The following is an 11,378-nucleotide window of genomic DNA, read 5'->3' as shown; positions in this document are numbered from 1 at the left end:
CGATGGACCGGGTGAAGCTGCTGGCCGCGCGTTACCGCGCGGCGGCCGACCGCCCCTACTTCGCCACCGCCCTGTACGCCCTCTCCATCGTCCCCAGCGAGCGGGTGCCCACGATGGGCGTCGACGCGCACTGGCGCTGCTACGTCTCCCCCGCGTTCGTCGACGCCACCCCCGTCGAGGAACTGGCCGCCGTCTGGATCCACGAGGTCGCCCACCTGCTGCGCGACCACCACGGCCGGGCCGGGCGGCTGCCGCCCGCCGACCAGCGGGACCGGCTGCGCGTCAACCTCGCGCAGGACTGCGAGATCAACGACGACCTGCTCGCCGACCGGCTGCCGCTGCCGCCGGGCCGGATGGAGCCGCGCCTGTTCGGCCTGGCCCCGGGCCGCCTGTTCGAGGAGTACGTCCCGCTGCTGCCGCCGCACGAGCACGCGCCCGACTGCGGGTCGGGCGCGCACGGCCTGGCGTCGCCGTGGGAGACCGGTGACGGCGTGCCCGTGGTCGGGCCGGTCGAGGCCGAGTCGCTGCGGCGGCACACCGCCGAGGCGATGCGGGCGCACCGGCGGTCGCGGGGCACGCTGCCCAGCGGGTGGCAGCGGTGGGCGGAGCAGGTGCTCGAACCGGTCGTCGACTGGCGGCAGGTGCTCACCGGGGCGGTCCGCGAGGCGGTCGCCTGGGCGGGCGGCGCGGTCGACTACACCTACCGCCGCCCGTCGCGGCGGTCGGCCGCCATGCGCGGGGTGGTGCTGCCGAGCCTGCGCCGCCCGCTCCCCCGGGTCGCGATCGTGGTCGACACCTCCGGCTCGATGGGCGACGACGACCTGGCCGCGGCGCTGGCCGAGGTCACCGGGGTGCTGCGCGAGGTGGGCGTGCACGGCAACCGGGTGACGGTGCTGGCCTGCGACGCCGACGTCCACGCCGTCTCCCGGGTCACCTCGGCCGAGCAGGTCACGCTGGGGGGAGGCGGCGGCACCGACATGCGCGTGGGCATCACGGCCGCCCTGGCGGGCCGCGACCGCCCCAACGTGGTGATCGTGCTGACCGACGGCCACACGCCGTGGCCGGACGAGCCGGAGTCGGGCCGGCTCATCGCGGCCCTGATCGGCGAGAACCCGCCGCCGCCTCCGGCGTGGGTGGAGACGGTCCGCGTGCCACGCTGAGGACGGCGGCCGGCCCCGCCAGGGCGACGTAGAGGGCGAAGACGGCGGGCAGGACCAGCGCCGTGCCCAGCGACCACATCTCCGCGACGTAGCCGATGACGGCGGGTCCGGTGAGGGCCCCGCCGAAGCTCATCGTGGTGACGGCCGACAGCGCCCGCCCCGGCCGGCCGGCCGTCGCCCCGACGGTGCTGAAGATCACCGGCACGACCGTGGCCATGCCCGCCCCGACCAGGCTCCAGCCCGCGACCGCGCAGGCGAGGCCGCCCGTTCCGGCGAGCGGAGCGAGGAGGACCAGGCCGTATCCGGTGGACGCCACGGCGCCGGCCAGCCTCATCGTGCGGGCCGGCCCGAGGCGGCCCCGCAACGGGTCGCCGAGGAACCGGGTCACCGTCATCGCGCTCGCGAAGGCGGTGTAGACGAACGACGCGGTCGCCGGCCCGGCCGCCAGTTCCCATCGTGCGTGCACGGCGGCCCAGTCGGTGGCGGTCGCCTCGCTGAGGTACGCGGCGAAGACCACGGACCCCATCAGCGCAACCAGGCCCGCACGCATCGCCACGGGTGATCCGCGTCCGTCGGAGCCGTCGGCCCGGCCCGGGAGCCCGGCACGCAGCCAGGGGCCCGGCAGCAGGGACGACACCATCAGCGTGACCGCCCCCGACGCCATCAGCGTCCGCACCTCGGCCCCGGCCGCCAGGGCCGCCGTGATCGCCGCGCCGCCCGCCACCCCGCCCAGGCTCCACACGCCGTGGAGGCTGCCCATCACGGGCCTGCCGAGCCGGCGTTCGATCTGGACGCCGTGCACGTTCAGCGCGATGTTGACCACGCCCGTGGCGGCTCCCAGCGGCACGACGGCGACGGCCAGCACCCCGTAGGACGGCGCGAGGGCGGCCCCGCCGAGGGCGAGCGCGCAGACCGGGGCCGCGAGCCGGAGCAGGCGGCGGCTGCCCCACCGGTCGGCCAGCCGCCCGGCGAACGGCATCGCGGCGAGCGCGCCCACCGCCATGAGCAGCAGCAGCGTGCCGATCCGGCCCGGACCGAGCGCCAGCCGCTCGTCGACGGCGGGCAGGGTGGCCACCCACAACGCGTTGAGCACACCGGCCAGCCCGTAGTGGATCGACAGCGCGAGCCGTTCAGGCATCGACGGCGTGGCGGTGCGCGCAGCGCCCGGTGAGGGACGTCAGATCCGGCAGGCCCGTGAGGGAGAGGTCGGCGCCGGGCACGCCGCGCACCCCCGCGACCGTCATCCCGGCGGCCCGGCCGGCGCGCACGCCCGCCACCGCGTCCTCGACCACCAGGCAACGGCGGGCCTCGACGTCGAGGAGCCTCGCCGCGAGGAGGTAGCACTCCGGGTCGGGCTTGCCCCGGGTGACGTCGTCGGCGGTGACCATCACCCGGGGCCGGGGCAGCCGGGCGGCGCCGATGCGGGCCAGGGCCAGCGGGCGGGGGCAGGAGGTCACGATGGCCCAGGGCACGCCGAGATCCTCGTAGGAGGCGAGCAGGCCGAGGGCTCCCAGGACGGCCGAGACGCCGTCGAGGTCGGCCTCCTCCATCCGCAGGTTCTCCTCGGCGTCGGCCAGGACCTCGGCCGGGGTCAGGTGGGCGCCGAGTTCGGCGATGGTCTCGACGCCCGGCCGTCCCGGCGAGACCCGCATGATCGTCTCGAGGTCGACGCCGCGCTTGACGGACCAGGCGGCCCAGGCTCTGGCCACCGCGGCGTCGGAGTCGGCCAGCGTGCCGTCGAGATCGAACAGCACCGCGCAGAAGTCGTTCATCGCCACCCCTTGAATATTTTGCTCTGACCGAGAGCATAAAGGTGCGGGAACGGCTGCCACAATGGGGCCGTGCACGCGCCCACGACGAGCAGCGAGTTGCGGCTCCACAACCTGACCCGGTTGCTGCGTGCCGTGCACGCCGGGGGCGGGGAGCTCACCCGCTCCCAGCTCACCCGTGATCTGGGGCTGGCCCGGGGTACGGCGACCGTGCTGATGGGCGAGCTGGTCTCGGCCGGCATGGTGCGGGAGCAGCCGCCGGCCGAGCGGCCGCGCGGACGGCCGACCCAGCTGGTCGGGCCGCACCCCCACGGGCCGGTCGCGCTCGCCGTCGACCTGCGGGAGGACTCCTGGTCGATCTCGGCCGCCGAGCTGGGCGGGGCGTCGCGGCTGCTCGAATGCCGCCACCTCACGGCCGGGCTCGCCTCGGAGGTGCTGGCCGCCCTGTCGGAGGCGCTGCGGGGGCGGGTGGCCGACTTGGCCGGGCGGGTGGTGGGGGTCGGCGTCGCCGTCCCGGCCGCGGTGCGCGACGGGCGGATGATCGACGCGATCCACCTGGGCTGGCACGACGTCGACCTGATCTCCCTGCTCCGTCTCGACGGCGGCCCGGCCGTCATGATCGGCAACGACGCCGGCCTGGCGGCGCTGGCCGAGGCGCGGCGGGGCGGCCTGCGCGGCGTCGACTTCGGCCTCCACCTGCACGTGTCATTGGGCGTGGGCGGGGCGCTCGTCGTCGGCGGGCGGCCCCTGGCCGGCGCCCACGGCGTGGCGGGAGAATTCGGCCATCTGCCCCTGGCGGGCGATCCCCATGCGGCGTGCCCCTGCGGGTCGGCCGGGTGCTGGGACCTCGACGTGGGGGCCAACGCGCTGGTCGGCAAGCGGGACGTGCCGGTCCACCGGCGCCTCCACCACGCCGGGGAACTGATCACGCGGGCCGCCGCCGGCGACGCCGGGAGCGTGCGGGCGGTCGAGAGGGTCGCCACCGCGCTCGGGCGCGGCATCGGCTCCCTGGTCAACGCGCACGACCCCCGGACGGTGACGCTCTCCGGGCTCGGCGCCCAGATCTACGAGGTGGCGGCCCCGGTGGTGATCGCCGGTTGCGAGGAGAGGCTCATGGCGTTCCGGCGCGGCGACCCGGGCCTGATCGCGGCCTCCCGGCTGGGTGTGGCGGCCCCGCGCGTCGGCACCGCGGAGATGGTCTTCGACGCCTTCCTCACCACCGAGGGCGTGGCGGCCTGGCGTGACCGGGTCACGGCCGAGGGAGGCTGAGCCCCCTCGATGCGGCGAGGGCGATGAGCGGTGCGGAGCGCCGGTGTGCCGCCCGCCACTGGGGGCGGCGGGCGGTGCCATGGTAGGCGGAGCCGTACCGGAAAGAGCGCTTTTACCAGGCCACGGGGAACGAGGTCAGCCCGTAGACGGCGTTGAACGAACGGAAGGCCGGCTCGCCCGCCTCGCGCAGGCCGGGGAAACGCTCGAAGAGGGCCGGGAAGGCGATGCGCATCTCCATGCGGGCCAGCGGCGCGCCGATGCAGTGGTGGGCGCCGTAGCCGAAGGCGACGTGGGCGAGGTCGCGGCGGGTGACGTCGAAGGCGTCGGGGTTCTCGGCCAGCGCGGGGTCGCGGTTGGCGGCCGGGAGGGAGACCACGACGGCCTCGCCCTTCGCGATCGGCACGCCGCCGATCTCGGTGTCGGCGGCGGCGACCTTGATCGCGCCCGAGTGGATGATGGTGAGCCAGCGCAGCAGCTCCTCGACCATGCCGTCGACCTTCTCCGGGTCCTTCCTGAACAGGTCGAGCTGGTCGGGGTGGCGGAGCAGGGCCAGGGTGCCGAGGCCGATCATGCTGGCGGTCGTCTCGTGCCCGGCGATCAGCAGCAGCCCGCCGAGGCCGACCAGTTCGGCGTCGGTCACCTCGTCGCCCTGGTCGCGGACCAGCATGCCGAGCAGGTCGTCGCCCGGCTCGACCCGGGCCCGCGCGACCAGTTCGCCCATGTAGGCGGCCGAGGCCATCTGGGCCTGCCCGCGCACCTCCGGCGGCTGGTTGAAGTCGAGCAGGGTGTACGACCGCGACTGGAAGTCGGCGCGGTCGGCGTAGGGCACGCCCAGGAGTTCGCAGATGACCAGGGACGGGATCGGCATGGCGAAGTCCGCGACCAGGTCGGCGGGCGCGCCGGCCCGCTCCATCGCGTCGAGGTGGTCGGCGACGATCTCGCGCACCCGGGGTTCGAGGCGGCGGATGCGGCGCATCGTGAACTCGGGCGTGAGCATGCGGCGTAAGCGGGTGTGGTCGGGCGGGTCCATCATCAGCAACGCGCCCGCCTTGAGGCGTCTGGTCTGTTCCTCGCTCATCGGCGGGATGTTGATGCCGTGCCCATAGCTGAACAGCTCGGCGTTCCTGAGCACGTCGCGCACGTCGTCGTAGCGGGTGACCAGCCAGGCGTCGCGGCCGTAGGGGGTGGGCACCCGGGTCAGGCCCTGCTGTTCGCGCACGGCGGCCAGTTCGGGATCGGGGTCGAAGCCCTGGCGGCGCATATGGAGGGGCAGCGTCATGGAATCTCCTGAGGAAGACCGGCGTACCCACAGCAAGATCCCTTGCCCGCCCCGCCCGCGCAACCTCCCTGACGGAGAAGGTCGCGCGGGTGCAAGACCACGTGGCCGTCAGCCCGGCTGATTCTCAGGGGTCGGCCATGTCTCCGGGGCCGGCCATGTCTCCGGAGGCGGCCCGAACGCACGACGACCGGCCCGCACGTTCAGAGCGGCGAACGCGGCGTTGGCGCCACCTCCGATCACCGCGCCGATGCCGAACGGCGCGACGCGGCCGAGGACGACGATTCCCTGCTTGGTCCCGTACTTCGTGACGAAGTTCCTCCCCAGGATTCCGTTGATCTGGCGCAACGTTTCAACGGGCACCTTGGCGACCACCTGACGTCCCCAGTGCTGCCCCGTGCGTTCAGCGATCTTGCCGATGGTGGCGGCGCCGCTTCCGCCGAGCAAGATGCCCATCACGATCGTCCTGCGGCGTTCCAGCTCGTCTATGGGGACCCCGTGAACTTCCGCGAGCGAGAGCGCGAAGAGCGTGCTCAGTTCCAACGACGAGAATGCCTCGCCCGCCGACAGCGCCAGCGCGAATCCCGTCCCGACGCCAGGTGCGGCCGCGGTCGCGCCCACTGCCGCACCGGCCCCTGTCTGGGCACTGAGGTACATGCGTTCCAACGTGCGGACGACCTGCGCCGGTGTCGCCTCGGGGTGTCGCTGACGCGCCCGGATGAGGTTCTTGCGGACCAGGGGACTCTGTATTTCGAGGGCTTTGTCCAGAAGGTCCAACGCCCGCTGGCCGAGTGATGTCTGTGCCGGAACCGGTCCGCCGAGGGCGTCTGCCATGCGTTGAACCCCTTGAGTCGTCACGTCCCCCGACGGAGCCTCCTATTCGACCAGTCCGAAGAAGTCTCGCGCCAGATGGATCACGGCCGGCAGTCCACCCGGTGGCAGACCGCCTTCAGCATCCTCGGCGTGGACGGCCCCGGACGCGTCGGCCGTGCGCACCGTTCTGCCGTCGGCGTCGAAGGCGACGGCCGGCAGGTCACCGGCGTGCTGGAACGGGAGGCCGATCGGGCGCCGGGCCCGCACGTCCCACAGGCGAATGGTGTTGTCGTGGCCGCCGGTGGCGAGCAGGGTCCCGTCGGGGCTGAAGGCGGCCGTGACCACGCCATCGGCCGCGTGACCGCGCATGACCGTGCCCTCCACCTCCCGCGTCGACGGGTTCCAGATCGCCAGCGAGCCGTCGGCGACGCCGAGGGGGAGGCGGCCGCCGTCGGGGTGCGGGCGAGGTTCTCGGTGATGTAGCCGGGCATGCGGAAGCCGCAGTCGGTCTGCCCGGCCGCCGGGCGGACCGTGCAAACGCCGTGGTCGGGGTGGCCGACATAGAGGGTGGCGCCGTCGGCGGCGAAGGTCAGCGTGTGGCCGATGACGTTCTTCACCTCGTCGACCAGCTCGCCGTCGCGGAAGCGCCAGACCAGCAGACCCGACCCGTAGTGGGGGGAGGTCTCGTCCTCGATGTGCGTGATCGCGGCGACCAGGGATCCGTCCGGCGAGAAGGCCATCGCGAGGAGGTCGCCCACTCCGGGCTCGTCGGCGGGCGTGCGGCAGGGTGATCGTGCGCAGGACGCGGCCCTCGCCGGTGTCGATCAGGACGACTTCGGCGCCTGTGCCGTTCACCGCGAGCACGCGTCCGTCGGGCGCGAACACCATGGGCGGCACCTCCCGCCCTGCAGTGGGGCCCGGAACTCCGGCGAGACCCACGGCTCGCGGAAATCGGCGATCATCTCGCCGGTGCGGGTGCCGATCAGGCGCAACTCCGACTGGTCCATAAAGCCGCTCCATCATCGCGACGAACCCGCCGTCGACCGGCCCGATCGCCAGACGCGCGCCGTCGGCGCTGGACGCCGCCTGCATGCGGGAATCCGCAGATAGTCGAAGACGGTCACGCCCCCGCCGGGCCGCGCCATCGTGGAGGTGTCCAGGAGCCGGACCTCGCCCTCGGACGCCATCGTCAGCGTGCCCCGTCGGGGCTGAAACCGAGGCGAGCCCCGACGGGGGCGGAACACTCGCGACGGCCTCCATGGGCACCGTGTCGGGCTCCCACTCCGCCGACATCGTCGGCGACCAGCCGCCGTTGCCGACCCGGTTCCAGATCGCCACGAGCCCGCACCGTTCGCCCGCGAGCCGTTCGCCCGACTCGTCGAACACCAGGGAGGTGGGCCCGTAGTCGGGCGGCGTACGCGACGTCGCGCACCAGGACGCCCTTCTCGTTCACCGCCCACATCTGAATCGGCGACCGGGCGGGCGAGGCCCGTCGCGCCGTGCCGCAGTTTCAGGGCGACCCGTTCGCCGGTGGGGTCGTACGCCTCGTAGACGACGCCCTGGCCGCCGCTGCCCGGCTTGCGGGCGATCGCGTAGTCGCCGATGCGTTCGGGATCATCCATCGCGAGGCCCCCTGCTCACGGTCGTCCGCATTCGCGAAAGATCACCGCACCGGGAGACCCCGCCCGGGGCTTGACGTTCGGTTGGTGCGCGGTGTCACCCCGCTTCAGCGGGAGCCCGGTCTTCACTGGATCTACTGACCAAAAAGTGGCGATATGTCCGAATATTCCGCGCGAGAATGAGGGTTGTGGCTGGGTTCCCGGGAATGCGGCTGGGCGAACTCCTCTCCGGGCTGCGGACGGAGCGCGATGCCGCGCTGGCCGATCGCGACCGGGCCCGCGCCCTCCTCGACGCGACCGTCTTCGTCGGCGGGGACCTCCATCCGGAGATCGTGCTGCAACGGCTCGCGGAGGCCGCGACCGAGCTGGCCGGCGCCCGCCACGGCGCCTTCCGCGTCATCGGGGAGAACTTCGTGCGGGTGGAGCACCTCCCGGCCGGGTGCCGCGAGGAGGAGATGCCCCCGGTCGAGCGCTGGCCCCTGGACCGCGAACCGCTCGACCAGCCGGTCCGGATCCCCTGCGACCCTCCGGAGGACGCCTTCCTCGGCGTCCCGTTGCGGGTCCGCGACAACGTCTTCGGCATCCTCTGCCTGACCGGGAAGCGCGACGGCGCCGACTTCGGCCAGGACGACGAGGACCTCATCGTGGCGCTGGCCGGGGCAGCCGCGACGGCCGTCGACAACGCGCTGGTCTACGAGGCGGCGCACAACCGGGAGATCCGGCTCCAGGCCGGCTCCGACATGACCACGAGCCTGCTGTCCGGCGCGGGCCCCGGAGACGTGCTGGCGCAGCTGACCAGGCGGATGCGGGACATCGCCGACTCCGACACCGCCCTGGTCTTCTATCCCGTGGACGACGGCACGACGCTGCGCGCGCTGATCTCCGAAGGCGCCGGCGAACTGGCCGGCGGCGACGTCGCGTACGACACGTCCCTCGCGGGCCTGGCCCTGCGGACCGGGGACACGGTGGTGGTCGACGACCTGGTCGGCGCCGGATACCAGACGATCCGGAACGTGCCCATCGGCCCGGCCGCCGCGGTGCCGCTGACCTCGGCCGACTCGACCCACGGCGTGCTGGTGCTGGGGAAGTGGTCGGGCCGGGTCCCGTTCACCGCCTGCGCGCTGCGGATGATCCGGTCGTGCGCGGGACAGGCCGCGGGAGCGCTGGAACTCGCCAAGGCCCGGCTCGACGCCGAGCGGCTCCACACGCTGGAGGACCGCGACCGCATCGCCCGGGACCTGCACGACGTGGTGATCCAGCGCCTGTTCGCGGTGGCGATGACGCTGATGAGCACGGTCCGGCTGGTCGACCATCCCGAGGCGGAGGCCCGGGTGCGGCACTCGGTCGACGAGCTGGACGCGACCATCCGGCAGATCCGGGCCACCGTCTTCGCCCTCCAGGGTCCGCAGGGCCCGGCCCGGTCGGGGCTGCGGGCCCGTGTGGTGGAACTGGTCGCCGACACGTACGGGGACCTGGGGTTCCGGCCCACCCTGCGGCTCGACGGGCAGCTCGACTACGGCGTGCCCGAGGACGTCGCCGACCAGGTGCTCGCCGTGCTGCACGAGGCGCTGGCGAACGTGGCCCGGCACGCCAAGGCCCGGAACGTGGGGGTGTCGCTGGAGCAGCGCGACGGGCGGGTGACGCTGATGGTGGAGGACGACGGGATCGGGCTGCCCGCCCACGGGCGGCGCAGCGGGTTGCGCAACCTCCGCAGGCGCGCGGAGGAACTGGGCGGCCGCTTCGAGGCGCGGGCGCGCGAAGGGGGCGGCACCCGGCTGGTGTGGCAGGCGCCGGTCAGCTGACCCCGTCGCTCCGCAGCCGCGTGGCGTAGACGGCCGCCTGGGTGCGGCGGCGCATGCCGAGCTTGCCGAGCAGGCGGGAGACGTGGTTCTTGACCGTCTTCTCCGCCAGGAACATCTCATCGCCTATCTGGCGGTTGGTCATGCCCTCGACGACGTATTCGAGGATGCGGCGCTCCTGGTCGGTCAGCACGGCGAGGGGGTCCTTGCGGGTGGCGTCGTCCCGCAGCCGGCGCACCATCGTCCGGGTGGCCTTCGGGTCGAGCAGCGACCGGCCCCCGGCGACGGTGCGCACCGCGCCCACCAGGTCGGATCCGTGTATCTGCTTGAGCACGTAGCCGGCCGCGCCCGCCATCACGGCCTGGAACAGCGCGTCGTCGTCGGCGAAGGAGGTCAGCATCACGCAGGGCAGGTCGGGCAGCTGACTGCGCACCTCGCGGCAGACGTCGACGCCGTTGCCGTCGGGCAGTCGCACGTCGAGGATGACCACGTCCGGCCGGAGGACGGGGATGCGCGTGATCGCCGACGCGGCCGACCCGGCCTCGCCGACGACGCGGATGTCGTCCTCGGACTCCAGGAGGACCGTGACCCCGCGCCGCACCACTTCGTGATCGTCGACGATGAATACGCGAATCATGCTTTTAAACGTATTCATCCGAATTCATCCTAGATAGGGACCAACGTCCCCATTTGTACTGTTAGGGACTTTGGTCCCTATAGATCTACCTCTGCCCGGACGTTGTCTGGAGACCGGGAGAACATCAGGGGGAGACATGAAGGTCGTAACCGTCGGCGTGGACGGCTCGCCGAACTCGCTCGCGGCGGTCGAGTGGGCCGCCGACGACGCCGCCCGCCGTGACGCCTGGCTGCACATCGTCCACGTGGTCGACCGATCTCCGTACCGGTTCGTCCACTCCCGCCAACTGGAACGGCAGATCGCCAGGGTGACCTGCCAGATCATGAGCGCGGCCGAGGAGACCGCGCGGCACCGCCGCCCCGGTCTCGGGATGCGCCTGGAGCACATCGAGGGCCGCCCGGCCGAGGTGCTCCGCCGGCTGGCCGCCGCGTCCTCCGGGCTCGTGCTGGGCAGCCGGGGCATGGGCCGCACCGCCGGCGGCATCCTCGGCTCGGTCAGCACGCAGGTGGCCGGGCACGCCGCCGGGCCGGTGGTGATCGTCAGGGAACGCCCCGGGCGGGTCGTCGGCGAGGTCGTGATCGGCCTGGACGATTCGGCCGACTGCCCCCGCCCCATCTCCTACGCCTTCGAACAGGCGAACCTGCACCGCGCCGAGATCCGCGCCCTGCACGCCTGGAGCCTCCCCGGCCACAGCTACGCCCCCGAGGTCGACTACGACATCGACGCCGTCCGGGCCCACCAGCGGGCGGTCGCCGCCGGGCAGCTGGCCCGGCACCGGCTGAGGTATCCGGGCCTGCAGGTCTTCGACGACCTGCGCTCGGCGCACCCCGTGGAGGCCCTGGTCGAGGCGTCGTCACGGGCCGATCTCGTGGTGGTCGGCGCGCACGGCCGGACGGGGTCGACGGTCATGGGCTCGGTCAGCCGCCGGGTGCTCCGGCACGCGCGCTGCCCCATCGCGGTGGTCCGCCCCTGCGCCCGGCACTGAGGTTTCGATCTGGTTTCGGAGTCTTGACAGTGTCCGGCTGAGCAGCCATAT

Annotated in this window: 12 protein-coding genes; 6 read left to right on the top strand and 6 right to left on the bottom strand. The window is 73.4% G+C overall.

The window, feature by feature from the left end; genetic code table 11:
- Positions 1-2: 2 nt before the first annotated feature.
- A complete protein-coding gene (locus AW271_RS03160) occupies positions 3-1,160 on the top strand; it encodes a vWA domain-containing protein (protein ID WP_083976003.1) in 1,158 nt (385 codons plus the stop codon).
- Here the strand turns inward: AW271_RS03160 and AW271_RS03155 are convergent.
- Positions 1,087-2,298, bottom strand: coding sequence for an MFS transporter (locus AW271_RS03155; RefSeq protein WP_063817838.1), 1,212 nt, complete (start codon positions 2,296-2,298; stop codon positions 1,087-1,089). The two genes, AW271_RS03160 and AW271_RS03155, sit on opposite strands and share 74 nt — an antisense overlap.
- Positions 2,291-2,932 carry an HAD-IA family hydrolase gene (locus AW271_RS03150; RefSeq protein WP_062331375.1) on the bottom strand — a complete coding sequence of 214 codons (642 nt, stop codon included), beginning with the start codon at positions 2,930-2,932 and terminating at the stop codon, positions 2,291-2,293. The genes AW271_RS03155 and AW271_RS03150 overlap by 8 nt, the downstream gene beginning before the upstream one ends.
- A gap of 69 nt (positions 2,933-3,001) precedes the next feature.
- Between AW271_RS03150 and AW271_RS03145 the strand changes: the two genes are divergently transcribed.
- A complete protein-coding gene (locus tag AW271_RS03145) occupies positions 3,002-4,198 on the top strand; it encodes an ROK family protein (RefSeq protein ID WP_063817837.1) in 1,197 nt (398 codons plus the stop codon).
- Between the two features lie 112 nt (positions 4,199-4,310).
- Here the strand turns inward: AW271_RS03145 and AW271_RS03140 are convergent, their stop codons facing one another.
- The 3 genes from AW271_RS03140 to AW271_RS40525 form a co-directional block, all read right to left on the bottom strand.
- Positions 4,311-5,477: a cytochrome P450 gene (locus tag AW271_RS03140; RefSeq protein ID WP_083976001.1), complete on the bottom strand. Its 1,167-nt coding sequence runs from the start codon at positions 5,475-5,477 to the stop codon at positions 4,311-4,313.
- A gap of 108 nt (positions 5,478-5,585) precedes the next feature.
- A complete protein-coding gene (locus tag AW271_RS03135; protein ID WP_062331354.1) occupies positions 5,586-6,308 on the bottom strand; it encodes a hypothetical protein in 723 nt (240 codons plus the stop codon).
- Positions 6,309-6,350: 42 nt separating this feature from the next.
- A complete protein-coding gene (locus tag AW271_RS40525; protein ID WP_169806269.1) occupies positions 6,351-6,656 on the bottom strand; it encodes a WD40 repeat domain-containing protein in 306 nt (101 codons plus the stop codon).
- 324 nt (positions 6,657-6,980) lie between these two features.
- On the opposite strand from AW271_RS40525, the gene AW271_RS40520 reads away from it, so the two are divergent.
- The 3 genes from AW271_RS40520 (at position 6,981) to AW271_RS03125 (ending at position 9,708) form a co-directional block, all read left to right on the top strand.
- A complete protein-coding gene (locus AW271_RS40520) occupies positions 6,981-7,397 on the top strand; it encodes a hypothetical protein (protein WP_169806268.1) in 417 nt (138 codons plus the stop codon).
- A 148-nt stretch (positions 7,398-7,545) separates the two neighbouring features.
- Positions 7,546-7,692 (top strand): hypothetical protein, encoded by a 147-nt coding sequence (locus AW271_RS40515; RefSeq protein ID WP_169806267.1) that lies wholly within the window; start codon positions 7,546-7,548, stop codon positions 7,690-7,692.
- A gap of 393 nt (positions 7,693-8,085) precedes the next feature.
- A complete protein-coding gene (locus AW271_RS03125; RefSeq protein ID WP_062331348.1) occupies positions 8,086-9,708 on the top strand; it encodes a GAF domain-containing sensor histidine kinase in 1,623 nt (540 codons plus the stop codon).
- Here the strand turns inward: AW271_RS03125 and AW271_RS03120 are convergent.
- Positions 9,701-10,342, bottom strand: a complete 642-nt coding sequence (locus AW271_RS03120; RefSeq protein ID WP_083975997.1) for a response regulator — start codon at positions 10,340-10,342, stop codon at positions 9,701-9,703. The two genes, AW271_RS03125 and AW271_RS03120, sit on opposite strands and share 8 nt — an antisense overlap.
- 136 nt (positions 10,343-10,478) lie before the next feature.
- On the opposite strand from AW271_RS03120, the gene AW271_RS03115 reads away from it, so the two are divergent.
- Positions 10,479-11,327, top strand: coding sequence for a universal stress protein (locus tag AW271_RS03115; RefSeq protein WP_062331341.1), 849 nt, complete (start codon positions 10,479-10,481; stop codon positions 11,325-11,327).
- Positions 11,328-11,378: the final 51 nt, after the last annotated feature.

Source organism: Herbidospora sakaeratensis (assembly GCF_001570525.1).
Taxonomy (GTDB): Bacteria; Actinomycetota; Actinomycetes; order Streptosporangiales; family Streptosporangiaceae; genus Herbidospora; species Herbidospora sakaeratensis.
Note: the sequence above shows the minus strand (reverse complement) of the source record. Positions and strands in the feature narration are given on the sequence as shown.